This is a genomic window from Streptomyces djakartensis (assembly GCF_014651075.1).
GTDB classification, from domain to species: Bacteria; Actinomycetota; Actinomycetes; order Streptomycetales; family Streptomycetaceae; genus Streptomyces; species Streptomyces djakartensis.
In genome coordinates this window covers 1-25,682 of sequence record NZ_BMWE01000006.1, presented here as the reverse complement: position 1 = coordinate 25,682, position 25,682 = coordinate 1, and the positions used below count along the sequence as shown (strand labels likewise).

29 protein-coding genes and 1 tRNA gene are annotated in these 25,682 nt (G+C 70.0%); 10 read left to right on the top strand and 20 right to left on the bottom strand.

Features of this window, described 5'->3' with window-relative positions; genetic code table 11:
• Nucleotides 1-6: 6 nt before the first annotated feature.
• Entirely contained in the window at nucleotides 7-828 is an 822-nt protein-coding gene (locus tag IE212_RS11785; protein ID WP_190197733.1) for an ABC transporter permease, read from the bottom strand.
• A complete protein-coding gene (locus IE212_RS11780) occupies nucleotides 821-1,621 on the bottom strand; it encodes an ABC transporter permease (RefSeq protein ID WP_190198002.1) in 801 nt (266 codons plus the stop codon). The genes IE212_RS11785 and IE212_RS11780 overlap by 8 nt, the downstream gene beginning before the upstream one ends.
• A 431-nt stretch (nucleotides 1,622-2,052) precedes the next feature.
• Here IE212_RS11780 and IE212_RS11775 point away from each other — a divergent pair, with 431 nt between their 5' ends.
• Entirely contained in the window at nucleotides 2,053-4,941 is a 2,889-nt protein-coding gene (locus IE212_RS11775) for a transglycosylase domain-containing protein (RefSeq protein ID WP_444545057.1), read from the top strand.
• 99 nt (nucleotides 4,942-5,040) lie between these two features.
• On the opposite strand, the gene IE212_RS11770 is transcribed toward IE212_RS11775, so the two are convergent.
• Nucleotides 5,041-5,397 (bottom strand): GroES family chaperonin, encoded by a 357-nt coding sequence (locus IE212_RS11770; RefSeq protein ID WP_030241656.1) that lies wholly within the window; start codon nucleotides 5,395-5,397, stop codon nucleotides 5,041-5,043.
• A 44-nt stretch (nucleotides 5,398-5,441) separates the two neighbouring features.
• Nucleotides 5,442-5,771: a DUF3618 domain-containing protein gene (locus tag IE212_RS11765; RefSeq protein WP_190197732.1), complete on the bottom strand. Its 330-nt coding sequence runs from the start codon at nucleotides 5,769-5,771 to the stop codon at nucleotides 5,442-5,444.
• A 94-nt stretch (nucleotides 5,772-5,865) separates the two neighbouring features.
• On the opposite strand from IE212_RS11765, the gene bcp reads away from it, so the two are divergent.
• The 4 genes from bcp (at nucleotide 5,866) to IE212_RS11745 (ending at nucleotide 7,715) form a co-directional block, all read left to right on the top strand.
• The gene (gene bcp, locus IE212_RS11760) at nucleotides 5,866-6,333 is read left to right on the top strand and encodes a thioredoxin-dependent thiol peroxidase (RefSeq protein ID WP_190197731.1); all 468 of its coding nucleotides are present in this window, start codon (nucleotides 5,866-5,868) and stop codon (nucleotides 6,331-6,333) included.
• A gap of 140 nt (nucleotides 6,334-6,473) precedes the next feature.
• Entirely contained in the window at nucleotides 6,474-7,115 is a 642-nt protein-coding gene (locus IE212_RS11755) for an HNH endonuclease signature motif containing protein (protein WP_190197730.1), read from the top strand.
• Nucleotides 7,112-7,612, top strand: coding sequence for an HNH endonuclease signature motif containing protein (locus IE212_RS11750; RefSeq protein WP_190197729.1), 501 nt, complete (start codon nucleotides 7,112-7,114; stop codon nucleotides 7,610-7,612). The genes IE212_RS11755 and IE212_RS11750 overlap by 4 nt, the downstream gene beginning before the upstream one ends.
• Before the next feature lie 19 nt (nucleotides 7,613-7,631).
• Nucleotides 7,632-7,715, top strand: a tRNA-Leu gene (locus IE212_RS11745).
• 47 nt (nucleotides 7,716-7,762) lie between these two features.
• Here the strand turns inward: IE212_RS11745 and rdgB are convergent.
• From rdgB to IE212_RS11725, 4 genes are all read right to left on the bottom strand, one after another.
• Nucleotides 7,763-8,365 (bottom strand): RdgB/HAM1 family non-canonical purine NTP pyrophosphatase, encoded by a 603-nt coding sequence (gene rdgB, locus IE212_RS11740; RefSeq protein ID WP_190197728.1) that lies wholly within the window; start codon nucleotides 8,363-8,365, stop codon nucleotides 7,763-7,765.
• A 96-nt stretch (nucleotides 8,366-8,461) separates the two neighbouring features.
• Nucleotides 8,462-8,860 carry a hypothetical protein gene (locus tag IE212_RS11735; protein WP_190197727.1) on the bottom strand — a complete coding sequence of 133 codons (399 nt, stop codon included), beginning with the start codon at nucleotides 8,858-8,860 and terminating at the stop codon, nucleotides 8,462-8,464.
• A 145-nt stretch (nucleotides 8,861-9,005) separates the two neighbouring features.
• Nucleotides 9,006-9,743, bottom strand: coding sequence for a ribonuclease PH (gene rph / locus IE212_RS11730; protein WP_190197726.1), 738 nt, complete (start codon nucleotides 9,741-9,743; stop codon nucleotides 9,006-9,008).
• A 92-nt stretch (nucleotides 9,744-9,835) separates the two neighbouring features.
• Nucleotides 9,836-10,084 (bottom strand): PTS sugar transporter subunit IIB, encoded by a 249-nt coding sequence (locus IE212_RS11725; protein ID WP_268250660.1) that lies wholly within the window; start codon nucleotides 10,082-10,084, stop codon nucleotides 9,836-9,838.
• Nucleotides 10,085-10,341: 257 nt separating this feature from the next.
• On the opposite strand from IE212_RS11725, the gene IE212_RS11720 reads away from it, so the two are divergent.
• Nucleotides 10,342-11,604 carry a PTS transporter subunit EIIC gene (locus IE212_RS11720; RefSeq protein WP_190197725.1) on the top strand — a complete coding sequence of 421 codons (1,263 nt, stop codon included), beginning with the start codon at nucleotides 10,342-10,344 and terminating at the stop codon, nucleotides 11,602-11,604.
• Between the two features lie 64 nt (nucleotides 11,605-11,668).
• Here the strand turns inward: IE212_RS11720 and IE212_RS11715 are convergent, their stop codons facing one another.
• Entirely contained in the window at nucleotides 11,669-12,421 is a 753-nt protein-coding gene (locus tag IE212_RS11715; protein WP_190197724.1) for an MBL fold metallo-hydrolase, read from the bottom strand.
• A gap of 212 nt (nucleotides 12,422-12,633) precedes the next feature.
• Here IE212_RS11715 and IE212_RS11710 point away from each other — a divergent pair, with 212 nt between their 5' ends.
• Nucleotides 12,634-13,077 (top strand): type II toxin-antitoxin system PemK/MazF family toxin, encoded by a 444-nt coding sequence (locus IE212_RS11710; protein WP_190197723.1) that lies wholly within the window; start codon nucleotides 12,634-12,636, stop codon nucleotides 13,075-13,077.
• A gap of 58 nt (nucleotides 13,078-13,135) precedes the next feature.
• On the opposite strand, the gene IE212_RS11705 is transcribed toward IE212_RS11710, so the two are convergent.
• The 7 genes from IE212_RS11705 to clpS form a co-directional block, all read right to left on the bottom strand.
• On the bottom strand, nucleotides 13,136-14,086 hold the full coding sequence (locus IE212_RS11705) for a PLP-dependent cysteine synthase family protein (protein WP_190197722.1): 951 nt from the start codon (nucleotides 14,084-14,086) through the stop codon (nucleotides 13,136-13,138).
• A gap of 6 nt (nucleotides 14,087-14,092) precedes the next feature.
• A complete protein-coding gene (locus tag IE212_RS11700; RefSeq protein WP_190197721.1) occupies nucleotides 14,093-14,371 on the bottom strand; it encodes a MoaD/ThiS family protein in 279 nt (92 codons plus the stop codon).
• A gap of 114 nt (nucleotides 14,372-14,485) precedes the next feature.
• A complete protein-coding gene (locus IE212_RS35615; protein WP_324605807.1) occupies nucleotides 14,486-14,581 on the bottom strand; it encodes a putative leader peptide in 96 nt (31 codons plus the stop codon).
• Nucleotides 14,582-14,679: 98 nt separating this feature from the next.
• Entirely contained in the window at nucleotides 14,680-15,102 is a 423-nt protein-coding gene (locus IE212_RS11695; protein WP_190197720.1) for a M67 family metallopeptidase, read from the bottom strand.
• 135 nt (nucleotides 15,103-15,237) lie between these two features.
• Entirely contained in the window at nucleotides 15,238-16,662 is a 1,425-nt protein-coding gene (locus IE212_RS11690) for an amino acid permease (protein ID WP_190197719.1), read from the bottom strand.
• A gap of 365 nt (nucleotides 16,663-17,027) precedes the next feature.
• A complete protein-coding gene (locus IE212_RS11685) occupies nucleotides 17,028-17,636 on the bottom strand; it encodes a DUF2017 domain-containing protein (RefSeq protein WP_190197718.1) in 609 nt (202 codons plus the stop codon).
• A 35-nt stretch (nucleotides 17,637-17,671) separates the two neighbouring features.
• Nucleotides 17,672-17,989: an ATP-dependent Clp protease adapter ClpS gene (clpS, locus tag IE212_RS11680; RefSeq protein WP_190197717.1), complete on the bottom strand. Its 318-nt coding sequence runs from the start codon at nucleotides 17,987-17,989 to the stop codon at nucleotides 17,672-17,674.
• A gap of 107 nt (nucleotides 17,990-18,096) precedes the next feature.
• On the opposite strand from clpS, the gene IE212_RS11675 reads away from it, so the two are divergent.
• Nucleotides 18,097-19,443: a nicotinate phosphoribosyltransferase gene (locus IE212_RS11675; protein WP_190197716.1), complete on the top strand. Its 1,347-nt coding sequence runs from the start codon at nucleotides 18,097-18,099 to the stop codon at nucleotides 19,441-19,443.
• 115 nt (nucleotides 19,444-19,558) lie between these two features.
• Entirely contained in the window at nucleotides 19,559-20,149 is a 591-nt protein-coding gene (locus tag IE212_RS11670; protein WP_190197715.1) for a nicotinamidase, read from the top strand.
• Nucleotides 20,150-20,531: 382 nt separating this feature from the next.
• Here the strand turns inward: IE212_RS11670 and IE212_RS11665 are convergent, their stop codons facing one another.
• Complete coding sequence (locus tag IE212_RS11665; protein ID WP_190197714.1) at nucleotides 20,532-20,873, bottom strand: hypothetical protein; 342 nt, start codon at nucleotides 20,871-20,873, stop codon at nucleotides 20,532-20,534.
• Nucleotides 20,874-21,007: 134 nt separating this feature from the next.
• A complete protein-coding gene (locus tag IE212_RS11660) occupies nucleotides 21,008-23,362 on the bottom strand; it encodes an immune inhibitor A domain-containing protein (protein WP_190197713.1) in 2,355 nt (784 codons plus the stop codon).
• Nucleotides 23,363-23,771: 409 nt separating this feature from the next.
• Between IE212_RS11660 and IE212_RS11655 the strand changes: the two genes are divergently transcribed.
• Nucleotides 23,772-24,044 carry a hypothetical protein gene (locus IE212_RS11655; RefSeq protein ID WP_190197712.1) on the top strand — a complete coding sequence of 91 codons (273 nt, stop codon included), beginning with the start codon at nucleotides 23,772-23,774 and terminating at the stop codon, nucleotides 24,042-24,044.
• A gap of 62 nt (nucleotides 24,045-24,106) precedes the next feature.
• On the opposite strand, the gene IE212_RS11650 is transcribed toward IE212_RS11655, so the two are convergent.
• Both IE212_RS11650 and IE212_RS11645 read right to left on the bottom strand, forming a co-directional pair.
• On the bottom strand, nucleotides 24,107-24,856 hold the full coding sequence (locus IE212_RS11650) for an RDD family protein (RefSeq protein ID WP_190197711.1): 750 nt from the start codon (nucleotides 24,854-24,856) through the stop codon (nucleotides 24,107-24,109).
• 75 nt (nucleotides 24,857-24,931) lie between these two features.
• The coding region (locus tag IE212_RS11645) for an RDD family protein (RefSeq protein ID WP_190197710.1) at nucleotides 24,932-25,682 on the bottom strand (751 nt) is incomplete at its 5' end.

Genomic DNA, 25,682 nt, shown 5'->3' with positions numbered 1-25,682 from the left:
ACCCGGTCAACTCCCTGTACTCCGGTAGGAACGAAGCCCGGTCCGCCACGCCAGACCGGCCAGCGCGACGCACACCACCGCCACCAGCGGCGAGGCGAAGGCCGCCCAGTGCGGCAGACCCACCGGGTACGGCCGTCCCAGCACGTAGGCGGCGGGCACCCAGTTGACGAAGGCGAGCGGCAGCACGAAGGTCACCCCGCGCACCAGGTCCCGCCCGAACACGGCCGGCGGATACTGCAGCAGCGTGGTCCCGCCGTAGGTGAACGCGTTCTGCACCTCGGCCGCGTCCTGCGCGAAGATCTGGAAGGCCGCGCCCGCCACGAACACCGCCGAGAAGATCGCCGCGCCGCTGCCCACCATCACCGGCACCAGCAGCGCCTTCGGCACGCTCCAGTCGACGTCCACCGAGACCAGTGCCCAGCCCAGCACCACCGCCCCCTGGGTGATCCGGCCCAGGCGGCGCAGCGCGAAGCGGTCCGCGCCGACCTGGGCGAGCACCGGCGCGGGACGCACCAGCAGCGTGTCGAACGAGCCGTCGCGCATCCGGGCGCCCAGGACGTCCATCGAGCCGAGCGCCAGGTCGGCGATGCCGAAGGCCGTCACCGACAGCCCGTAGAGGAAGGCGACCTCCGGCAGTGACCAGCCGCCCAGCGAGTCGACCTGCGAGAACATCAGCAGAATGCCCACGAAGTCCATGCCGGTCATCGTGAGGTTGCCGAACGCCGTGACGACGAACGAGGTGCGGTAGGTCATGCTGGACCGCACCCACATCCCGGCGATCAGCCGGTAGGCCCGCAGCCCCTCGAACAGGGCACTGTGCTCAGCCACCCTGCACCACCACCCGGCGCGTCGCGGCCGACTGCAGCAGCCGCCCCGCCGCCAGCAGCGCCACCGCCCACGCCGCCTGGAACGCGAACGCCCTGAGCGGTCCGGTCTCCCCCATCAGCACGTCCGCCGGCATCTGGATCTGCGCCGCCCACGGCAGCACCCGCACCACCTCGCCGAACGCGCCCGGGAACGCGTTCAGCGGCAGCACCATGCCCGAGAAGAAGACGCCCGCGACCATCAGGGCCTGGCTGACGCCCATGCCGTCCATCAGCCAGAACACGCTCAGCGCCGCCAGGTAGCGGATCGCGAAGCTGACGACCGTCGCCAGCAGGAGGGTGACCGCGAAGGCCGCCCACGGGGCGACCGACGTCGGCAGCGCCATGGGGAAGAAGACCGCGCCGAACGCGAACGGGATCACGCCCCGCCCCAGCATCTGGAACAGCGCCCGCCCCACGTCACCGGCCAGCCACCACAGTTGCAGATCGGCCGGCCGGTACAGGTCGACGGCGATCTCACCGGTGCGGATACGCTCCATCAGGTCCTTCTCGGCACCGCCGCCCTGGATGGCGAGGGTCGCGTAGAGGCACTGACCCAGCCACACATAGGTCACGGCCTGCGCCTGGTCGTACCCCCCGAGGTGCGGCTTCTCGTCCCACAGCGCCATGTAGGTGTAGACGAGGATGACGCCGAAGACCGTGTTGGTGAACACCCCGGCCAGCGTGGCCGCCCGATACGTGGCGTACCGCCTGAAACCCCCCGCTGCGACGGCGGCGTACAACCGTCCCGAGCCCACCGAGCCCACATCCACAGCCCTCCTCGCCGCCCCGGCACCGAAGCGCAGGAGCCTAGTGGGCCGGGGATCGGGCGTGCCACGGATTTTCCCCCTCCGGTCGGTGCCGCCCGGGTCGTCGTGGGGTGTGACGTTCAAGTCGGCGCCGGTCCAGACGGTACGATCCAGACCGTCCGCGTGGGTCGAGGCGCCCGTGGCCAGGGCGAGCAGAGTGGCGGCGGTGCCGGCCAGGGCGAAGCGCGCGAGCGGTCGCGTCTTCGGCGTGTCTCCCTGCGCTCTCCCGTATCTCGCCCGCGCGCACACCCGTCTCGCCACACGGCTCGCGACCGGCCCTCGGTCAGGGAACTGACCGCCGGATGGGACAGTCTTCATCACAGGGGCGCAAGAGCGAGCAGAGACGTACGGGAACGACGTACGACGCGAAACAGGAGTCCGTGCACGACATGAGTGACGAGCCTCAGCCGAAGCAGCCGGAACCGGGCCGGGCACCGAGAGAGCCGCAGTCGGACGGCACCCCCGGCAGGCCACCGGCCAAGGCGGGCGACGCCGCGGGCAAGCCGCCGGCCGAAGCGGACACCGGTCCCGGCAAACCACGGGCCGAGGCGGACACCGACGCCGGCAAGCCACCGGCCGAAGCGGACACCAGTCCCGGCAAGCCACCGGCCGAAGCGGACACCAGTCCCGGCAAGCCACCGGCCGAGGCAGACACCGACCCCGGCACCATGCAGATGCGCAAGGTCGCCGACCCGGGCAGAGCACGGACGCAGGCGGACACCGACCCCGGCACGGTACAGATCCGGAAGATCCCCGCCCCGGCCGCGGCGCAGGCGCAGACACCGGCGCAGGCGGACACCGACCCCGGCACCGTGCAGATGCGGAAGATCCCCGCCCCGGCCACGGCACGGACACAGGCGGACACCGACCCGGCCGCCGCGCAGACGCAGACGCTCGGCGCCCAGGGCGCGGCAGCGCAGACGCAGGCCCCCGGTGATCCGGGCGCGGCGCAGGGGAAGCCGGCCGGGAAGCCGAAGCGGACGGGCTGGCGCCGGGTGATCCCGACCTGGCGCATGACCCTCGGCGCCTTCCTCGTCGCCGCCCTGCTGCTGGTCGGCGGCTTCTTCCTCGGCTACTCGCTGGTGCAGATCCCGCCGGCCAACGCGTTCGCCACCAAGCAGGCCAACGTCTACCTGTACTCCGACGGCTCCGTCATCGCCCGCGACGGCGAGGTCAACCGGGAGAACGTCACACTCGCGCAGGTCTCCAAGGACGCCCAGCACGCGATCCTGGCCGCCGAGGACCGCGACTTCTACACCGAGTCCGCCGTCGACCCCAAGGCCATGGTCCGCGCCGCCTGGAACACGGCCCTCGGCAAGGGCAAGCAGTCCGGCTCCACGATCACGCAGCAGTACGTCAAGAACTACTACCTGCGCCAGGAGCAGACCGTCACCCGCAAGGCCAAGGAGTTCTTCATCTCGATCAAGCTGGACCGCGAGGTGAGCAAGGACCACATCCTCGAGGGCTACCTCAACACCAGCTACTTCGGCCGCAACGCCTACGGCATCCAGGCCGCCGCCCAGGCCTACTACGGCATGAACGCCACGGACCTCGACCCGGCCCGCGCCGCCTACCTCGCCGCGCTGGTCAACGCGCCCAGCCAGTTCGACGTGGTCGCCCACCCCGAGAACCGCAGGGCCGCCGAGTCCCGCTGGAACTACGTCCTGGACGGCATGGTCAAGAAGGGCTGGCTCAGCCAGTCGGAGCGGACCGGCATGAAGTTCCCCATGCCGAAGGAGTCCACCCTCTCCACCGGCATGTCCGGACAGCGCGGCTACATCGTCCGGACCGTCAAGGACTACCTCACCCAGAACGACATCATCGACGAGGACAAGCTCGACTCCGGCGGCTACCGCATCACCACCACCCTGCAGAAGCCCAAGCAGGACGCCTTCGTGAAGGCCGTCAACGACAAGCTGATGTCCAGGCTGGACAAGAAGAACAAGGTCGACTCCTACGTCCGCGCGGGCGGCGCCTCCGTCGACCCCAAGACCGGCAAGGTCGTCGCGATGTACAACGGCGTCGACTACGTCAAGCAGTACACCCCGAACGCCACCCGCCGGGACTTCCAGGTCGGCTCCACCTTCAAGCCGTTCGTGTTCACCGCGGCCGTCGAGAACCAGTCACAGACCCAGGACGGCCGCGTGATCACCCCCAACACGATCTACGACGGCACCAACAAGCGCACCGTCGAGGGCTGGGCCGGCGACCCCTACGCCCCCGAGAACGAGGACCAGCACTCCTACGGCCCCATCACCGTCACCGAGGCCACCGACCGCTCCGTGAACTCCGTGTACGCGCAGATGGCCGCCGACGTCGGCCCGCAGAAGGTCAAGCAGACCGCCATCGACCTCGGCGTCCCCGAGAACACCCCCGACCTCGCCGACGGCCCCGCCATCGCGCTCGGCACCGCCACCGCCAGCGTCCTGGACATGGCGCAGGCCTACGCCACGCTCGCCAACCACGGCCGGCACGGCACCTACACCATGGTCGAGAAGGTCACCAGGGAAGGCACCCCGATCGACCTGCCCGGCCGTGAGACCCGGCAGGCCGTGAGCCGCGAGGCCGCCGACACCACCACCTCCATGCTGCGCAGCGTCGTCCAGAACGGCACGGCCTCCGCCGCACAGGCCGCCGGCCGCCCCGTCGCCGGCAAGACCGGCACCGCCGAGGAGGACACGGCGGCCTGGTTCGCGGGCTACACCCCCGAACTCGCCACCGTCGTCTCCGTCATGGGCCAGGACCCGGTGACCGCCGCCCACAAGTCGCTCTACGGGGCGATGGGCCTGCCGCGCATCAACGGCGGTGGCGCGCCCACCGAGATCTGGACGCAGTACACCCAGGACGCCCTCGAGGGCAGGCCGGTGAGGGACTTCGAGCTCAGCATCCAGCCGGGCTCCGACGTCCCGCAGCCCCCGGTCGACGAGGCCCCGGTCGATCCGACGACCGACGACACCGCCGACGGCGACAGCGCCACCACCGGCGGCCAGGACACCGGCACCGAGACGCCCGGCGAGACCCCGAGCACGCCCGAGGGACAGACCGAGGGCCAGACCGACGGCGGCACCACCGACGGCGGCGCCTCGGGCGAGTCCCCGACGGGCGGCGGCACCGCGGACGGCGGCACCGGCGACGGCGGGACCGCCACCGACGGCGGCACCACCGACGGCGGCACGACGGAGGGCGGCGACACGTCCGACGGCGGCGCGACCGGCGGCCCGAGCGGCCCCGACTGGGCCGTGGCCCCCCAGGGCGCGCGCCGCGAATGACCCGGTGACCGTGACACGCTGACAAGGCGAACGGGAGAAGGGGCCGGTGACGATGGTCACCGGCCCCTTCTCCCGCTGTCCCGTTCTCCCGCTTCGCGGCTACAGGTACAGCCCCGTCGAGTCCTCCGAGCCCTCGAACCGGTCCGCGGCCACCGCGTGCAGGTCACGCTCACGCATCAGCACGTAGCCGACCCCGCGCACCTCGACCTCGGCACGGTCCTCCGGGTCGAACAGAACCCGGTCGCCCGGCTCCACCGTCCGGACGTTCTGCCCCACCGCGACGACCTCGGCCCAGGCCAGCCGCCGGCCGACGGCGGCCGTGGCGGGGATCAGGATGCCGCCGCCGGAACGCCGCTCGCCCTCGCTGGTGTCCTGCCGCACGAGTACGCGGTCGTGCAGCATCCGGATGGGCAGCTTGTCGGGATGGGTGCTGTGCTCGTTTCTCTTGGCGCTCACGCCCTGAAACCTACCTGTCCTCCCGGCGAACGTGGGCAGTCGGGTCAGCCCTTGCGCCGCCGCGTGCTGACGGCGAGCAGCCCGACCAGGCCCACGACGACCAGGGCGACGGGCACGACCCGCTCCAGGCGCGGCGCCCCGTCCTCGTCCACGAACCGCGCCCGCACATCGGTGACGGCCCGGTTGACCTCCACGTAGGCCCGCCCGAGGGTGTGATCAATATTGGACACGACCTTGGCCTTGGCATCCCCGACGACGGTCTTCGGGTGCACTCGCACGCCGATCTCGTCGAGGGTCTCGGCCAGGGTCTCGCGACGGCGCCTGATGTCCGCCTCGATCTGCGCCGGGGTCCTGGTGTCCGCCGTGTCCGCCACCGTGTCGCCTCCGAAGTCGGTGTGAAGCCTGCACGGACAGTCTGTCAGCTCCACGGCCCATCGCACCGCCCCGACCCCCGGTTAGGCTGGCCCGATGAGCGAGCGACTCCAGCCGGGGGACGTGGCCCCCGCCTTCACCCTTCCCGACGCCGACGGCAACCAGGTGTCCCTCTCGGACCACGAGGGCCGCAAGGTCATCGTCTACTTCTACCCGGCCGCCCTCACCCCCGGCTGCACCAAGCAGGCCTGCGACTTCACGGACAACCTGGAGCTGCTGGCCGGCGCGGGCTACGAGGTCATCGGCATCTCCCCCGACAAGCCGGAGAAGCTGGCCAGCTTCCGCGACAAGGAGTCCCTGAAGGTCACCCTCCTCGCCGACCCGGACAAGAAGGTCCTGGAGTCCTACGGCGCCTTCGGCGAGAAGAAGCTGTACGGCAAGACGGTCGTCGGCGTCATCCGCTCCACGATCGTCGTGGACGAGGCGGGCAAGGTCGAACGCGCCCTGTACAACGTCAAGGCCACGGGCCATGTCGCCAAGATCATCAAGGATCTGGGGATCTGAAGCCCCCTGATCACCCCGCGAGCGGCTCGCACCGGAGAGGCCCGGTACGAGCCGCTTCGCTTTTCGGGCGTGACTGTCCGATAAGCGGTTCGTTACTCCGTGCGAGATCGCGAACGAGTGGTCGATGACGGAGGAGATCGATGGGGGCCAGTGCGTACACCAGGGAGCGGCTGGAGGAAGCAGCTCTGGGGGCGCGGACGTTGTCGGAGGCGCTGGGAAGGCTGGGGGTGGACCCGCGGAGTTCGACGCGTCGGTATGTGTTCGGGCGGATGAAGAAGCTCGGAGTGGACGTGTCGCACTTCGAACGGGAGGGCGTGAAGTGGACGAGGGATGTCCTTGAACGTGCGGTCGCGGTGTCAACGAACATGAGCGAGGTGCTGCGGCATCTCGGGCTCGAGGTGGTGGGCGGGCATCACACGCACATCAGCCGCCGCATCAAGGCATACGGAATCGACACATCACATTTCCGGGTACCGACGCGGCGGGGGAAGCCTTGGCGTCCACGAACCCCGGAGGCGTTCCTCGTCGAGCAACCAGCCGATCGCGCACGACGTGTGCCGAGCGACCGCCTCAAGTGGGCCATGACGTCCTCGGGCGTGGCGGAGCGGTGCGCCTTGTGCGGCTCAGAGGCTGTGTGGCGGGGCCGTCCGCTCCCTCTGGAAGTGGATCACATCGACGGCGACTGGAAGAACAACCGTATCGGGAACCTTCGGCTTCTCTGCCCCAACTGCCATTCGACCACGGACAGTTACCGAGGGCGCGGCAAGAGGCGTGCCTCATGAGGAGCCGTCGGGCCCGGCCCACTCCTGAGGAACTCTGCGCCGCGGTCTCCGAGTCCGTCTCCTTCTCCGAGGTGCTGCGCCGCCTGGGGCGCCCGGACACCGGCACTCAGCGCGCGCATCTGCGCCGGTGGATCGCCGAGGACCAGCTCACCACGGAGCACTTTCTGGGCCAGGCCCACCAGCGAGGGAAGCGCCGCCCGACCTCGGCCAGACGCCCGGAGGACATCCTGGTCAAGCAGGACAGTGGGAGCCGAATTCGGACCGTTGTTCTGCGCCGGGCACTGCACGAGATGGGCGTACCCGAGGAGTGCGCCGACTGCGGGATCGGCCCCGAGTGGCTCGGAAAGCCCATGACGTTGGAGGTGGACCATGTCAACGGGGACTGGAGTGACAACCGCCTCGAGAACCTGCGGTTGCTGTGTCCCAACTGCCATGCGGTAACGAGCACCTGGTGCCGAGGCGGCAGCAGACGTTTCTCGCAGCCGCACAGCACCTGACCGGTACGATGACGTGGATGCGGCCGTGGCGGAATTGGCCTACGCGCAACACTTAGGATGTTGTGGGAGAAATCCCTTGAGGGTTCGAGTCCCTCCGGCCGCACGCCTTTGAATCGATGGCCCGCCCGGTGTACGGGTGGGCCATCGTCGTCAGCCCAACAGCTCCCGAACCACCGGCACCAGCGCCCGGAACGCCTTCCCCCGGTGGCTGATCGCGTTCTTCTCCTCTGGAGTCAGCTCGGCGCAGGTCCGGGTCTCGCCGTCCGGCTGGAGGATCGGGTCGTAGCCGAAGCCGCCCGAGCCGGCCGGCTTGTGGCGCAGGACGCCCCTCAGCTGTCCCTCGACCACGCGTTCCGTGCCGTCCGGGAGGGCCAGGGCCGCCGCGCAGGCGAAGTGGGCGCCTCGGTGTTCGTCGGCGATGTCGGAGAGCTGGGCGAGGAGGAGGTCGAGGTTGGCCTTGTCGTCGCCGTGGCGGCCGGACCAGCGGGCGGAGAAGATGCCGGGGGCGCCGTTCAGGACGTCCACGCAGAGGCCGGAGTCGTCGGCGACGGCCGGCAGGCCCGTCGCCCGGGCCAGGGCGTGGGCCTTCAGCAGCGCGTTCTCGGCGAAGGTGACGCCGGTTTCCTTGACGTCGGGGATGTCCGGGTAGGCGTCGGCGCCGACGAGGTCATGGGGCAGTCCGGCTTCGGCGAGGATCGAGTGGAGCTCGGTGATCTTTCCGGCGTTGCGGGTGGCGAGGATCAGGCGGGTCATGGCCTCCAGTATGGCCGCCGGGCGCGCCCTGTCAGGGGTGCGGGGAACTGCGCGATCAGCCACGCCGAACCCGCACCCGGCCGCCACCCCGCAGCGCTACGGCGTGCAGACCTTGGTGAGTTCTCCCGCCGCGGCCGTGACCGCGCTGATGTCGGGCGTCTCGTCGCCGTTCTCGACGGCCCCTTGAACCTCGGTCAGAGCCTTGCGCATGTCCTGGGTCGCCTTGTCCAGGTCGGCGTTGTCCGTCTTGTCGCCGATCTTGTCGAGGTTGTCGCCGATGGACTGGATGGACTCGTCGAGCTGCGTCGGGTCGTTGGCCGCGTTGTCGACGGCCTGCTGGAGTTCGGTGACGCTGTCGGCGATGGCGTCGGCGGTCTGGACGCAGTCCAGTGCCTTGTCGACGGCGGCGCAGCCGGTGGTGAGTCCGGCGGTGAGCGCGACGGCCGCCAGGGTGGCGGCGACGGCTGCGGTGCGGCGTCGGCGGCTCGCGGCCATGGAGCGGTCCCTCTCGTTCGGGCGGGCCGGTCGGGCCCGTGTGACTGGCCGGGCGCACAGGATTGAGCCGTGCGCCCGTACTCCTTCAGACGCGCGTGTGCTCGGCGCGGTTGCCCGTGCCGAGCACCAGTTCTTGGCGCGCCCTTTACTTTTCGAGGACGGTGTCGAGCGCGGTGCGCTGGTGGGCGGCGAGTTCGGCGCAGCCGGCGACGGCGAGGTCGAGCAGGGCGTTGAGTTCCTCGCGGGCGAAGGGTTCGGCTTCGGCGGTGCCCTGGACCTCGACGAAGCGGCCGTCGCCGGTGCAGACGACGTTCATGTCGGTGTCGGCCTTGACGTCCTCCTCGTAGCAGAGGTCGAGGAGGGGGACGCCGCCGACGATGCCGACGGAGACGGCCGAGACCGTGCCGGTGAGGGGCTGGCGGCCGGCCTTGATGAGCTTCTTGCGCTGGGCCCAGGCGACGGCGTCGGCGAGGGCGACGTAGGCGCCGGTGATCGCGGCGGTGCGGGTGCCGCCGTCGGCCTGGAGGACGTCGCAGTCGAGGACGATGGTGTTCTCGCCGAGGGCCTTGTAGTCGATGACGGCTCGCAGGGAGCGGCCGATGAGTCGGCTGATCTCGTGGGTGCGGCCGCCGATCTTGCCGCGGACGGATTCGCGGTCGCCGCGGGTGTTGGTGGCGCGGGGCAGCATGGAGTACTCGGCGGTGACCCAGCCTTCGCCGCTGCCCTTGCGCCAGCGGGGGACGCCTTCGGTGACGGAGGCGGTGCAGAAGACCTTGGTGTCGCCGAAGGAGACGAGGACGGAGCCTTCGGCGTGCTTGCTCCAGCCGCGCTCGATGGTGATGGGGCGGAGCTGCTGGGGGGTGCGGCCGTCGATTCGAGACATGGCGCCGAGCCTATCCGTACCGGCGGAAGGGGCCCCTCCCGCGGTGGGGAGAGGCCCGTTTCAGGGTGTGAAGCCGGGGACGACGCCCGCGCTCACATGAGGTCTTCGATCTCCGCCGCGATGGGGTCGGCGTCGGTGCCGATGACGACCTGGATCGCGGTGCCCATCTTGACGACGCCGTGGGCGCCGGCGGCCTTCAGGGCGGCCTCGTCGACCTTGGCGGGGTCGACGACCTCGGTGCGCAGGCGGGTGATGCAGCCTTCGACCTCTTCGATGTTGTCGATGCCGCCGAGCCCGGCAACGATCTTCTCAGCCTTGCTGGCCATGTCGTTCTCCCTGATCCGAACCGCTGGGTCGCAGTTAACCGTGTCCGACTGGTCTACACCACGAATCCGCCTCCCGACAAAGCACCGGGGGCGTGATCGTCGGTGTGGGCGGAATTGGCGGGTTCCACTCGTTCGGCCTACCGTGCTACAACTGGTCTACACCACTCACCGGTGGAGGTCGCGCGGTGGTTACCGCGTTCCCCTTTCTTTGAGACGCCGCCGTCCCCCGTCGCATTCTCCCTGGGCGGCGCCGTGCCCCCTGGAGGAAGCCCATGTCCACAGCCACTGACGCGCCCGCGAGCCCGAAGCGAGGGCCTGCGGTGATGGCGGTCCTGCAGCGTATCGGCCGCAGCCTGATGCTGCCCGTTGCCGTGCTGCCGGCCGCCGCCCTGCTGGTCCGCCTCGGTAACACCGACATGCTGGGGCGGGAGTCGTTCCCCGCCTTCATCACCAAGATCGCGGGCTTCATGGCGGCCGGCGGCAACGCGATCCTCGACAACATGGCGCTGCTGTTCGCCGTGGGTATCGCGATCGGCTTCGCCAAGAAGTCGGACGGCTCGACCGCTCTGGCGGCCGTGGTCGGCTACCTCGTCTTCAAGAACGTGCTCGCCACGTTCACCGACAAGAACCTGCCGCAGGTGGCGCAGGTCGTCGACGGCAAGGTCGTCATGGTGGACGCGCCGGTGGACGCCAAGGTGCTCGGCGGTGTGGTGATGGGCCTCGTCGTCGCCCTGCTCTACCAGCGCTTCTACCGCACCAAGCTGCCCGACTGGGCGGGCTTCTTCGGCGGCCGTCGCCTGGTGCCGATCCTGTCCGCCTTCGCGGGCCTGGTCATCGGCATCGTCTGCGGCTACATCTGGCCGGTCCTCGGCACGGCCCTGCACAACGTCGGCGAGTGGCTGGTCGGCTCGGGAGCGGCCGGCGCGGGCATCTTCGGTGTCGCCAACCGTGCGCTGATCCCGATCGGCATGCACCACCTGCTGAACTCCTTCCCCTGGCTCCAGGCCGGAACCTACGAGGGCAAGAGCGGCGACATCGCCCGGTTCCTGGCGGGCGACCCGACCGCCGGCCAGTTCATGACCGGCTTCTTCCCGATCATGATGTTCGCCCTGCCGGCCGCCTGCCTCGCGATCGTGCACTGCGCCCGGCCCGAGCGCCGCAAGGTCGTCGGCGGCATGATGTTCTCCCTCGCGCTGACCTCGTTCGTCACGGGAGTCACCGAGCCGATCGAGTTCACCTTCATGTTCATCGCCCCGGTGCTGTACGCGATCCACGCCGTGCTCACCGGTGTCTCGATGGCGCTGACCTGGGCCCTGGGGATGAAGGACGGTTTCGGCTTCTCGGCCGGCGCGGTGGACTTCTTCCTGAACCTGGGCATCGCGACCAACCCGTGGGGCCTGGCCCTGGTCGGCCTGTGCTTCGCGGCGGTCTACTACGTGGTCTTCCGCTTCGCGATCACCAGGTTCAACCTGCCCACGCCGGGCCGCGAGTCCGACGAGGAGCTCGCCGAGCTGCAGAAGGCGGAGGCGAAGTAGCCCTCGCACGGTGAAGGCCCCGGAACCTCTTGGCGGGTTCCGGGGCCTTGGCGCGCGTAGATGCTCAGATGTCGTACGTCTGCCTGGGCACGGCCAGGTCCACCGGCCCGTCGTACACCGCGCGGGCGTCGGCCAGGTTGGCCTGGGGGTCCGTCCACGGCGGGATGTGGGTGAGGACCAGGCGGCGGGCACCGGCCCGGGCGGCGGTCTCGCCCGCCTCGCGGCCGTTGAGATGCAGGTCGGGGATGTCCTCCTTGCCGTGCGTGAACGCCGCCTCGCACAGGAACAGGTCGGCGTCCCTGGCGAGTTCGTCGAGGGCGGGGCTCACGCCGGTGTCGCCGGAGTACGTCAGGACCTTGCCGTCGTGTTCGATGCGGATGCCGTACGCCTCCACGGGATGGGCCACGCGCTCGGTGTGCACCGTGAAGGGGCCGATCTCGAAGGTGGACGGCTTGACCGTGTGGAAGTCGAAGACCTCGCTCATGGAGGAGGCGGTGGGGGTGTCCGCGTAGGCGGTGGTCAGCCGGTGCTCGGTGCCTTCGGGGCCGAAGACGGGGAGCGGGTCGCAGCGGCCGCCGTCGTGGCGGTAGTAGCGCGCGACGAAGTACGCGCACATGTCGATGCAGTGGTCGGCGTGCAGGTGGCTGAGGAAGATCGCGTCGAGGTCGTAGAGACCGCAGTGGCGCTGCAGCTCGCCCAGGGCACCGTTGCCCATGTCGAGAAGCAGCCGGAAGCCGTCGGCCTCGACGAGGTAGCTCGAGCAGGCCGATTCCGCGGACGGGAACGACCCCGAGCAGCCGACGACGGTGAGCTTCATGAAGCAGAAACCTCCGCTGGCGGGAATGTCTTTGAGGGGCGTCGGGGGTCGTGCGGTTCGTCGAGCGTAAGGCGCGAAACCTCCGGTAGCTCCTCCGCCAAGGCCTGTTGTGGGCGAACTCACCTGTGGTGTCACCGGTTCGGGGGGAAGGGCCGGGTGTGATCCTTGCGAGGAGGGGCGCGTGGGAGGGATGGCGCCGGTAACGTCTCAGTATGGACACGTCCTGGTGGCTGGCGCTCGCCGCGGTGGTACTGCTCGCGCTCGTCGCCACGCTCGTCGACGGCTGGGGGCGGCGGTCGCCGGCGCGGCGCTCCCACTCGGGGGCACCGGCCGCCGTGCTCGCCGGCCGGCCGCAGCCCGCGGAGATCTGGTGGGCGGAGGTCCCCTACGAGGACGAGGCCGGCAGCAAGGACCGGCCGTGCCTGGTGCTGTCGGTGCGGGGAGAGCGCGCGACCGTCGCCAAGATCACCACCCGGTTCCGTCAGGAGAGCTCCGGAGTGATCCCGCTTCCCCCGGGGTCGGTCGGGGACACCCAGGGCCGCGCGAGTTTCCTGGAGACCGACGAGCTGCGCGAGGTCCCGGTGTGGGGCTTCCGGCGGCGGATCGGGGTGGTGGATGCGGCGTTGTGGGACCAGGTGCGGTATCTGTCGGGGTGACCCGGCGGGAAGAAGGGCTGGAGGAGCGCCTCCAGCCCTTCGGTGTGTCTACGGCCCGCTACGCCCAGAGCTGGCCCTGGAGGGTGTCGATGGCCTCCTCCGTCGTGGCCGCCGTGTAGACGCCCGTCGACAGGTACTTCCAGCCGCCGTCGGCGACGACGAAGACGATGTCGGCCGGCTCACCGGCCTTCACGGCCTTCTTGCCCACGCCGATCGCGGCGTGCAGCGCGGCGCCCGTGGACACCCCGGCGAAGATGCCCTCCTGCTGGAGCAGCTCGCGGGTGCGGGTGACCGCGTCCGCGGAGCCGACCGAGAAGCGGCTGGTGAGCACGGAGGCGTCGTACAGCTCGGGGACGAAGCCCTCGTCGAGGTTGCGCAGGCCGTAGACCAGGTCGTCGTAGCGCGGTTCGGCCGCGACGATCTGGACGTCCGGCTTGTGCTCGCGCAGGTAGCGGCCGACGCCCATGAGCGTGCCGGTGGTGCCGAGGCCCGCCACGAAGTGGGTGACGGACGGCAGGTCGGCGAGGATCTCGGGGCCCGTGGTCGCGTAGTGGGCGCCCGCGTTGTCCGGGTTGCCGTACTGGTACAGCATCACCCAGTCCGGGTGCTCGGCCGAGAGCTCCTTGGCGACGCGCACGGCGGTGTTGGAGCCGCCCGCTGCCGGGGAGGAGATGATCTCCGCTCCCCACATGCCCAGCAGGTCCCGGCGTTCCTGCGAGGTGTTCTCCGGCATCACGCACACGATGCGGTAGCCCTTGAGCTTCGCCGCCATGGCCAGGGAGATACCGGTGTTGCCCGACGTCGGCTCCAGGATGGTGCAGCCCGGGGTCAGGCGGCCGTCCTTCTCCGCCTGCTCGATCATGTGCAGGGCGGGCCGGTCCTTGACGGACCCCGTCGGGTTGCGGTCCTCCAGCTTCGCCCAGATGCGGACGTCGGCGGACGGCGACAGCCGCGGCAGGCGCACCAGGGGGGTGTTGCCGACCGCCGCCAGGGGGGAGTCGTAGCGCATCGCCGATCAGACCATGCCGCCGGCCACCGCCGGCAGGATCGTGACGTTGTCGCCGTCCGACAGCTTGGTGTTGATGCCGTCGAGGAAACGCACGTCCTCGTCGTTCAGGTACACGTTGACGAAGCGGCGCAGCTGGTCGCCGTCGACGATGCGGGCCTTGATGCCGGGGTGCCGGGTCTCGAGGTCGTCGAAGAGCTCGGCGAGGGTGTCGCCCTTGCCCTCCACCGCCTTCTGACCGTCGGTGTACGTGCGGAGGATGGTCGGGATGCGGACCTCGATGGCCATGGCTTCAGGGCTCCTGTCGGGAGTAGTCAGTCGGGGCGCGCGGCAGCGCAGGAACAGCGGGGTGGTGCGTGTGTGCAACGCCGCGGCTCACGGCCGTACGGCGGCAGGGTCGCGTCAACAGATGGCGCTGGCGAGCCTGCACAGGTCGACGTGCAGCCGCGCCACGAGCATCTCGCCCGGCGTCTTGTCGCTCACGTCGTGGAAAACCATGGGCACATCGTATCGATTCCCGGTCCGGGTTCTGGAATGTGATCCCACATCGCGGACGGTTTCGGGCCGGGGAATGAGACCGCACTGCTCAGGGCGGCTCAGTACGCCTCGACGACGGCGATCTCTTCCTCCGTGACTTCGCCCTCCACGATCCGGAACGAGCGGAACTGGAACTCGCCGGCCCCGTCTGTGTCGGCGGTGGAGACGAGGACGTAGTGCGCGCCCGGCTCGTTGGCGTAGGAGATGTCGGTGCGGGAGGGGTAGGCCTCGGTGGCCGTGTGGGAGTGGTAGATGACCACCGGCTCCTCGTCGCGGTCGTCCATCTCGCGGTAGAGCTTGAGCAGGTCGCCGGAGTCGAACTCGTAGAACGTTGGCGACATGGCCGCGTTCAGCATGGGGATGAAGCGCTCGGGGCGGTCCGAGCCCGCCGGGCCGGCGATGACGCCGCACGCCTCGTCGGGGTGGTCCTTGCGCGCGTGGGCGACGATCTGGTCGACGAGGGCCTGGGTGATGGTCAGCATGCCCGTCAGGATAAACAGATGGGCCGTTCCGTACCGATGGCTGGTACGGAACGGCCCATATGCCGGACGCCCTGAGCGGCGGCCGCAGGGAGTGCCACGAGTACTCCCTGCGGCTGGGGCCTCCTGGTGGGTTGGTCAGTCGACCTTCTGGAGTTCCGCGTCGCGGCGCTCGGCGATCTGCGGGTTGCGGCTCTTGAGGACCGCCCAGCCGACACCGAGGGCGACGGCCCAGCCGGCCGCGACGTACAGGCAGACCCGCGCGTCCTTGTCGTACGCGATCATGCAGGTCACGCCGATGAGGAAGAGCAGCGCGACCCAGCTGAAGAGCGCACCGCCGGGAGCGGGGAAGGCGGAGGCGCGCAGCCGGCCCGCGTCGACCGCGGCGCGGTAGCGGATGTGGCTGACGAGGATCATCATCCAGGTCCAGATGCCGGCCGCGGTGGCGACGGAGGTGACGTAGAGGAACGCCTTCTCCGGGACGACGTAGTTCAGGACGACGCCGATGCCCATGAGCGCGACGGAGACGGTGATGCCGACGGCGGGCGTCTTGCGGGTGTTGAGCTTGCCGAAGGCCTGCGGCGCCTCGCTGTTGGCGGCCAGGTCGCGCAGCATCCGGCCGGTGGAGTACATGCCCGAGTTGCAGGACGACAGGGCCGCGGTGAGCACGACGAAGTTGACGATGCCCGCGGCGAGCGGGATGCCGATCTTGCCGAAGGCGTGCACGAAGGGGCTCTCGCCGGCGGAGAACTCGGTCCACTTGACGACGGAGAGGATCACCAGCAGGGCGCCGACGTAGAAGACGATGATGCGCCAGGGCAGGGTGTTGATGGCCTTGGGCAGGGTCTTCTCGGGGTTCTCGGACTCGCCCGCGGTGACGCCGACGAGCTCGACGGCGAGGTAGGCGAACATGACGCCCTGGAGGGTCATCAGGCTGGAGCCGATGCCGTTCGGGAAGAAGCCGTCGTGCGCCCAGAGGTTGGAGACGGTGGCGGTGTCACCGGCGTCGGAGAAGCCGAGGGTGAGCACGCCGAGGCCGATGACGATCATGCCGATGATGGCGGTGACCTTGATCATCGAGAACCAGAACTCGACCTCGCCGAAGATCTTGACGGAGATCAGGTTGACGCCGAAGAGCACCACCAGGAAGACCAGGGCGCTGACCCACTGAGGGATCTCGGGGAACCAGAAGTTGATGTAGATCGCGGCGGCCGTGAGTTCGGCCATGCCGGTGACCACCCACATGAGCCAGTACGTCCAGCCCGTGACGAACCCGAAGAACGGGCCGAGGAACTCGCGGGCGTACTCGGCGAAGGAGCCGGAGACCGGGCGGTAGAGCAGCAGCTCCCCCAGGGCTCGCATGATGAAGAAGATGATCACGCCCGCGAGGGCGTACATGAGGATGATGCTGGGCCCGGCCTTGGCGATGTTCGCCCCGGCGCCCATGAAGAGGCCGACGCCGATGGCGCCGCCGATCGCGATCATCTGGACCTGACGGCTGCCGAGTCCGCGCTCGTAGCCCTCTTCAGGTGCTTTCTCCGTGTCGACCTGCGCAGAGGTCATGTGTGGTGCGCCTTTCTCCATGCCGACCCGGACCTGTCGTCGGTCTCGGATCGGGTCTCGATCCCCCCGGATGATGGAGTCGAGCGGGCCGCGCGGGCCCGCTCCTGCCTGTCCGACGATCCGCCGGACACATGGCGCACCCGGCCGAACATTCGGGTGGTGTTCGCCGGGCGGTCGTGAAGATTTATCACGGCCACAACAATGATCACAGGGGCCGCGTGTGACGCACTGCACAAGGAGAACCGGACAAAGCGCGCCCGAAGAACCCATAGAAGGCGGGTGTGGTGACGCGATCGTTATCCGGATTTGAGTGTCCTCTGAGCGAACACCGATCGGTCACCCGGCGGTCACACGACCTGCACGGATCAGGGCATAAGGGTTCCGACCAGCGTCTCCTGGAGTCCGCCCAGCCACAGGTAGGCCATCACCATGGGCTTGCGCGGGTCCTCGTCCGGGAGGCGGTACAGGAGGTCGGTGTCGTCCTCGTCGGTGATCTCCAGCCGGGAGCCGATCGCCAGCCGCAGATCGTTCAGGGCGCCCAGCCACTGCTGGGACTCCGCCACCGACAGCTTGAGCACCGCGCCGCCCTCGCCGGCCGAGGCGGAGGCGAGCGCGTCCAGGGAGCGGATCACCGCGAGGGCGTTGTCCCGCTTGCCGGCTCGCAGGTCGTTCTCGGTGTAGCGGCGGAACTCGGCGGAGTACGCCCGCCGCTCCTCCGCGTCCCGGGGTGTGGCGTGCTGCTCCGGGTCGCTGTAGGCGTCTGGGAAGAGACGCTTGAGAACCGGGTCGGAGGGCGGCTCGCTGGGGCCCTCCGCGAACAGCTCGGCGAGCGGGTCGTCGGGGGCGTCCTCGGCCGGGCCGGGGCCGATGAGTTCCAGGAGCTGGACGGCCAGCGACCGGATGATGGAGATCTCGACGTCGTCGAGGGCGACGGCGGCGCCGCCGCCGGGAAGCGGTTCGAAGGTTCCGGGCATGAATGCCTTTTCGCTGCTGGGCGGGGTGCTGGCTGCTACTTGCGGTCCTGCTGGAGGGTGGCCCACAGGCCGTAGCCGTGCATGGCCTGCACGTCGCGCTCCATCTCCTCGCGGCTGCCGCTGGAGACGACCGCCCGCCCCTTGTGGTGGACGTCGAGCATGAGCTTGGTGGCCTTGTCCTTGGAGTAGCCGAAGTACGTCTGGAAGACGTACGTCACATAGCTCATGAGGTTGACCGGGTCGTTGTGGACGATGGTGACCCAGGGGACGTCCGGTTCGGGTACGGCGAAGGCCTCCTCCGCCGACTCGGTGCGTTCGATCTCCAGGGGTGCGGGTGACGTCACAGTGCCCATGCTGCCACCCGAGGGGGGTAGTCGCACAAACAGGCCTGGCCGTAAGGCGATCGCGTCCCCCGGGACCGCTATCGTCAGATTGACGAAATGGGGGTACGATCCTCGCCATGAACACAGCGGACCTTGGACTGCCGGTGGCCGTCCCCTCGACGGCGCTCTTCACGGACCAGTACGAGCTGACCATGCTGCAGGGCGCGCTGAAGGCGGGCACGGCCGAGCGGCGGAGCGTGTTCGAGGTCTTCACCCGGCGGCTGCCGAACGGGCGGCGCTACGGCGTCGTGGCGGGCACCGGGCGGGTGCTGGACGCGGTGGAGAACTTCCGCTTCGACGCCGGTGTCCTCACCTTCCTGCGGGAACGGGAGATCGTCGACGAGGAGACCCTGGGGTGGCTGGCCGGCTACCGCTTCAGCGGGGACATCTGGGGTTATCCCGAAGGCGAGGTGTACTTCCCGGGCTCGCCGATCATGCGGGTGGAGGGCACCTTCGCCGAGTGCGTGCTGCTGGAGACCGTGATCCTGTCGATCCTCAACCACGACTCGGCGATCGCGGCGGCCGCCTCGCGGATGTCGGCGGCGGCGGGTGACCGGCCGCTGATCGAGATGGGCGCCCGGCGCACCCACGAGCTGGCGGCGGTGGCGGCGTCCCGCGCCGCGTACGTCGGCGGCTTCGCGACCACGTCCGACCTGGCCGCCGGGTTCCGCTACGGCATCCCGACCGTCGGCACCTCCGCGCACGCCTTCACCCTGCTGCACGACAGCGAGCGGGACGCCTTCCAGGCCCAGGTGGACACCCTGGGGCGGGGCACCACGCTGCTGGTGGACACGTACGACGTCGCCGAGGCGGTCCGCACGGCCGTCGAGGTCGCCGGGACCGGGCTGGGCGCGGTCCGGATCGACTCCGGTGACCTGCTGCTGGTGGCGCACCGGGTGCGGCAGCAGCTGGACGAGCTGGGCGCGACCGACACGAAGATCGTCGTGACCTCGGACCTGGACGAGTACGCGATCGCCTCCCTGGCGGCGGCGCCGGTGGACGCGTACGGCGTCGGCACCCAGCTGGTGACCGGTTCCGGGCACCCCACCTCCTCGATGGTCTACAAACTGGTCGCGCGGGCCGAGTCCACCGATCCCAGGGCGCCGCTGGTGCCGGTGGCGAAGAAGTCCACCGGCGGAAAGACGTCCGTGGGCGGGCGCAAGTGGGCCGCGCGGCGGCTGGACAGGTACGGGGTCGCCGAGGCGGAGGTGGTGGGCACGGGGCCGGTGCCGGCCGAGCTCGCCGACCGGCAGTTGCCGGTGGAGCTGGTCAAGGGCGGTGAGGTGGTCGCCCGTGAGCCGCTGGACGCGGCGCGCGAGCGGCACGCGGCGGCCCGTGCGGGGCTCCCGATGTCGGCCACGCAGCTCTCGCGCGGTGAGCCCGTCATCCCGACGGAGTACGCGCACGGCGCCTCGGGTAGCTAATCGCCGTGTGCCGTGACGCGCCGACCCGTGCCCCCTCCCGACCCCCCAACCAAGGCAATAGGCTCGGAAGTTCACCGGCCGGGCTCACCGACCTCATAGCCGAAGGACACCGACCATGCGCCGCGCCTTGATCGTCGTCGACGTGCAGAACGACTTCTGCGAGGGGGGCAGCCTCGCGGTGTCCGGCGGTGCCGACGTGGCCGCCGCCATCACCGAGCTGATCGGACAGGCCGCCGGGTCGGGCTACCAGCACGTGGTGGCCTCGCGCGACCACCACATCGCCCCCGGCGGCCACTTCTCCACCAACCCCGACTACGTCCGCTCCTGGCCCGCGCACTGCGTCGCCGGCACGGAGGGCGTCGGCTTCCATCCGAACTTCGCGCCCGCGGTCGCCTCCGGCGCGATCGACGCCGTGTTCGACAAGGGTGCTTACTCGGCCGCGTACAGCGGCTTCGAAGGCACCGACGAGAACGGGACGAAACTGGCCGAATGGCTCCGCAGCCGCGAGGTCACGGAGGTCGACGTCGTCGGCATCGCGACGGACCACTGCGTACGCGCCACGGCCCTGGACGCCGCGAAGGAGGGCTTCCGTACGCAGGTCCTGCTGGACCTCACGGCGGGCGTCTCCCAGCACGCCACGGAGCGGGCGATCGAGGAGCTGCGCGAGGCGGGCGTGGAACTCTCCGGGAAGCCGGTCGTGCAGTAGGCGGAGCCGGCGGGGCAGGTGTGCCGGAGGCCGGCACGGCAGGCCTGACCGGGCGCACGCTCGACGACGTCCGTGGCCGCACGCGGCCCGGCGCCGGGTCCCTGCCGCCGACGGCCTGAGGAGTGCGCGGGCGGTCCTGCCAGTGGGCCTCGGCCACGCCCGCGGATGGTTCCGTGGGGCCGGTCGGACGTCAGGCGGTCCGGGGCGGGTCAGGTCCCGGGCTTCGGGCCGGGCGGGGGGCGCTTCCTGGCTGTGGCCCCTGGCCGAGGCCGGTCGCTTCCGGTCGGCGGACCCGGCAGGGCCGGGCGGCCGCGTCCCGGGGGGGCGGGCCGGAATACGCGGGTCGGCGCAGCCTCCGGCGTGCCGGGGCAGGGGCCCTCGGTCAGGTCTGAGTCGTCGGGCGTCTCAGGAGGGACCTGATCGGGCGCCACAGCTCCGTCGTGAGGTCCGGGGACAGGACACCGTTGTCAGGGGCCGTGCGCCATATCAGGCCGTCGGGGTGGTGCAGGACGGCCGTGACCTCGTCGGGGGTCGGCGGGGCGGTGTTGCCTCGCAGGTAGACCGATCGCAGGCCCAGGTTGCGCAGCCTGGTCAGGGCGCGTGCCCGGTTCTGGGCGTGTACGAGCACCCGGACGCCACCCGGCCCGTCGGCGGCGGGGCTGGGCAGGTTCAGTGCCACCACCACCGTGCCGTTCGGCAGCTTGCAGAAACCTCCTGCGGCCATGTGGTCATACCCCCGTGTCGGTCGGTGTGTCGGTCGGTGTCAATAAGCGAGCCACAGGACGCACCTAAACACGGATCGGCGGCGACCCGCCAGTGGGTCGCCGCCGATCACACTCTGACCTGCAAGGACGCGGATTACCTAGCCGCGGGGCCGACCTCCAGCTCGATCGTCGAGCCGTCCTTGGCCTCCTTGAGGATCTTGATCTTCGTGTTGGTGTCAGTGATCTTGACACCCGCCGTCGGGTTCGACTCGTCGTAGTAGTCGTTCTTCCGGTCGTTGAAGACCGAGACGCCCTTCGAGCCCGGGATGTACTTCGCCACGTCCGCCTTGTGCAGCGTCATGCCGTCCGTGCGGTACAGGCTGAACGGCGCGTCGTAGCTCTGGATGCGGTTGCGCATCAGCGTGCCGTCGGACCACTTCAGCTGGGTCGGGTGGGAGTCGATCGGCAGGACCAGACCGGTGCCCTTGTGCTGGCTGGTGTTGTTGTCCGCCTGGGAGGTGTCCCACTTCCAGATCAGCAGGCCGTTCTGGTACGCGTAGTGCTCGACCCAGTCCGGGCGCTCCGTGAAGCCGAAGTTGTACGGGCCGGTCTTCAGCGTCCTGTCGTACGAGACGTACTGCCGGTTCTCCGCGATGTAGTACTGCGCGTAGTCGTTGGTGAAGGACGCGCCCATGCGGGAGAAGCCGTTCGCCGTCCAGGCCGCGTCCGCGGACTCGGCGTCGTCGGAGAAGACGGTGGCACCGTCGGCGGTCACGGCGATCCGGTCGGCCGCGAAGCCCTTCATCGCCAGGCCGCCGTCGGTCTGGTAGCGGAAGCGCAGGTCGAACTTCTTGCCCGCGTAGGCGTCCAGGGAGTACGCCAGCTTCTTGTAGCCGTCGACCGTGCCGCTCAGGGCCGGCTTGTCGCTGCCGTCACGCGCGATCGGCTTGCCGTCCACGGTGCCGTCCAGGGCGGTCCAGTTGGCGCCGCCGTCGGTCGAGACCTCGGCGTAGAGGAAGTCGTAGTTGGCCTCGATCTCGTACCAGCCGTCGAGGGTCAGCGACGCCGACTTCTTCCCGGTCAGGTCGACGGAACGGGTCAGCGTGTTCTTCAGGTTGTTGCCGCTGCCGCTCCACCACTGGCTCTCGCCCTGGGCCGGGGTGACGAGCTCGGTGGTGACGGCCTTCTTCGGCAGCTCCACCACGAGGGCCTGCTTGTGCTTGGTGTTGTACGCGGCGAGGCCCAGCTTGTGCCAGGAGTTGACGCCGGCCTTGGCCTTGTCGTAGTTCAGCCAGCCGAGCTGCATCTTGTCCCAGGCGGTCATGTCGCCGGGCAGGTCGCCGATCTCGTCCTTGCCCTTGCCGAGCCAGGAGCCGGAGGACATCAGAGTCCAGAACCCGGTGGAGTTCTCGCCGCCGGAGGTGTCGTAGTGGTCCGGCAGGCCGAGGTCGTGGCCGTACTCGTGGGCGTAGACGCCGAGTCCGCCGTTCTCCGGCTGGACGGTGTAGTCGCCGACCCAGATGCCGGTGTTGCCGATCTTCGCGCCGCCGAGCTTGTTGTCCGCGGGACCGGTGGCACCGGCGTCGCTGCCGAAGGCGTACCAGCGGTGGGCCCAGATCGCGTCCGTGCCCTGGGCGCCGCCGCCCGCCGACTCGTCCTCACCGGCGTGCACGACCTGGAAGTGGTCGATGTAGCCGTCGGACTCGTTGAAGTCGCCGTCGCCGTCGAAGTCGTAGCGGTCCCACTGGTCGTACTGCTTGACGTCCGCCTTGATCTGGGCGTCGGTCTTCCCGGCCTTCTTCTGCTGGGCGACCCAGGCGTTGAGACCGTCCTTGACGACGTTCCACACACTCGGGCAGTTGGTGTCGCCGCAGGCGTTGTTGCCGTAGCGGGCCTCGTTGTAGGGGACCTTGACCCAGTCGGAGACCTTGCCCTCGACCGAGTAGCGGCCGGAGGACTGCTTCTCGTAGTACGTCTTGACCGAGTCGACGCCCTTGCCGGCGCCGAAGTAGAGGTCCTGGAAGTACTTCTGGTCGTAGTCCGCGCGCCAGGCCGTGGAGTTGTCCTTCTTGCGGTTCGGCTTGGCTATCTGGTTGTGCAGCGGGCCGGGCGTGCCGCCGAACTCGCTGATCTGGTCGCCGAACTCGACCAGGATGGTGAAGATCTTGTCGGTCTTCTCCCGGCCGAGCTCGACGTACTTGCTGTCGCCCTTCTTGCTCTTGAGCTGGACGACCTTCGATCCCTCGCGGTTCTTGACCTTGGTCTTGCCGGATATGACCTGCTTCAGGGCCTCTTCGCGCTGGGCCTCCTGGGTCTTGCTCAGCGGGCCTTCGAGGTTGTGCTCGTCCTTGTGCCGGTCCGCCGGGTCGTGCCGGTCCACGGTGGTGGGCCTGGGGGCAGAGGTGTTGTCGTCGGCCTGCGCCACACCGTATGCCGAGAGGGACGCGGTGGCCGCCGCGAGCGCCACGCCGATGGCTGCCGCCCTGAACGTCCAGGGTCTACTGGTCACTTGAGTTCCTCCCCCGCGTTCGCTGCGCGCGGAGGGAAGGATCCTGGTCAGGTGAGGTTCCGCGCGCGCGTGATCAACGCGTGTAGTCAAGTGACGACATTTGACTAGAGGTTCGCCAGAAAAGACAGACCTTGACTTGCACAAGTCAAGTGCACTATGCGGAGCCGATGTTCGTTTTACGGACAACCAACGGGATGCCCATCCGGCAGTGGGCGCGTGCATATGTCCACCAGGTGGACGCGATGACTCCGTGCGCCCCCTGTGCTCCGGCCCTGTCGGTCAGGTCACGCTTACCGTTCGTTCCGGTCGGGCAGCCTGCCCGTGAGAATGTCGCTTGGCGCAACGCCGGAAGCCTGCGGAAAGCCAGGCCGACACCCCCGTGGACCCCACTTCCGAGGACATGATGGCCATGCCCCGTCCGACCGCCGCACAGCTCGCCTACGGTTCGTGCACCGTGATCCTGTCGACCCTCGCCATGCTGCTGCTGTCACAGACGAGTTCGGGCGCGGGGATCGCGCTGATCGCCCTCGCGGCGCTCACCCTCGGACTGCTGGTCGCCATGACGGTGCCGCTGCCCGGGCGGCGCGGGGCCGCCGGGGGACGGACCGCGCCCCGGGAGTCCGCGCGGCCCGCGGTCACCGCGCCGGCCTCTGAGCCGGTGCGTGAGCGGGCCGTCTCCTGACCGCCCGCTGATCTCTGTTATCTCTTCTATCTCTTTTTGGTCTCAGTCGATCCCGGCGCGCCTCAATCGGTGCTGACCACGACCGTTTTGGCCGCCTTGTCGTGCAAGCCCTGCTTGTAAGGCCGGTCGAAGAAGCTCCAGCCTCCCGAGATCGCGGTCCACACGCAGGCGCAGCAGAAGGCGAACGGGAGCCACAGCACCGCCGCGCGCGTCAGCGCGGTCTGCACGGAGGGCGTGGCGCCGTTGTCCAGGTTGGCCACGCGCAGGTGCAGCAGCTTCTTGCCGAGGGTCTGACCGGTCCTGGCGGTCAGGACGGTGTCGTAGGCGATGTAGAGGACCGCGGCGACCGCCGCCTGCCAGAGGGACTTGTCGACCTGGATGCGGTCACTGTCCACGTCGTACTCGCTGACACCGACGCCCCAGGTGAGCAGCCAGACCACGACGCCCACCAGGATCATGTCGAGGATGCGGGCGAGCGTGCGCTTGCCGCTGTCGGCGAGCGGGGGCATCCCGGCGAGGGGGTCGGTGGGGTAGGAGCCACCACCGTACGGGGAACCCCCGTACGGGCCACCGCCCTGTCCGCCGCCCTGTCCGCCGCCCGGAGGGCCGTCGTAGGGGCCGCCGCCCGGGCCGCCCCCTTGGCTGCCGCCCTCTCTGCCTGCGCCGCCCTGGCCGCCACCCGGGTACGGCGGGGGTTCGCTGCCGTAGGGCGAGCCCGCACCCTCTCCTGGCGGCTCGTTCGGGGGCCGCTTCCTGAACGGGTCGTCTTCCGGGGGCTGCTGACCGGAGCCGGTGGGCGGTTCACTGCTCATGGCCCGAGTCGACCGCGAAGACCCCGGCTCCGCATCCGGCAGACGGCCGTCCGAGGTACGGACCGCCGGGGCCGCTCAGCCCGCCACGAAGGTGTGCGCCGCCTTGTCGTGCCAGCACTGGCGCCACGGCTTGTCGAAGAGGCACCAGAACACGCCGACGATCCCCACGCCGAGGAGACCGGGCACGCTGTAGACCAGCCAGCGGCGCAGCGCAGCACCGAACTCCGGGGCGTCGTGGGCCTCGATGTCCCGCACTTCCAGACCCATCAGCTTCTTGCCGAGGGTGCGGCCCCACTTGGCGGTGGGCAGGACCTCGGCGACGACGCCGACGAGCAGCAGCACCGCCAGGACGATACCGAGGTACACCGACGTGGTGCCGTCGAGCAGCCAGACGGTGACGGTCTCGCCGGAGAGCCGGGCCGCCTCGATCTTCGCGTTGACGTGGTCGACGGCCTTGATGCCGAGCGGTACGGCGGCCACGGCGGTGACGCCGGCGACGACGACGGTGTCCAGCAGCCGGGCGGCCAGCCGTTTGCCGAGCCCCGCGGGGCGGGCCGCCGCCTGCCGCCGGGCCGCCGCCAGGAACACGTCCTCGACCGGCGGCTTCCACGGCGCGACGGGCTGCTCGCCACCGTCCCCGGCGAGCCGGTGCACCTGCTGCGCCCAGGAGGACTGGCCACCACCGGGGCCGGTGCTGAGAGGCGTGGCGGAGGAGGCCGCGGCACCGGGCTGAGGTCCGACGGCCGCGCCGGCCTGCGGGGGCACGGCGGCGGCCGACTGGGGGCCGGACAGCGCTGACGGCGCGGCCGCGGCGGCCTGGGCGGTC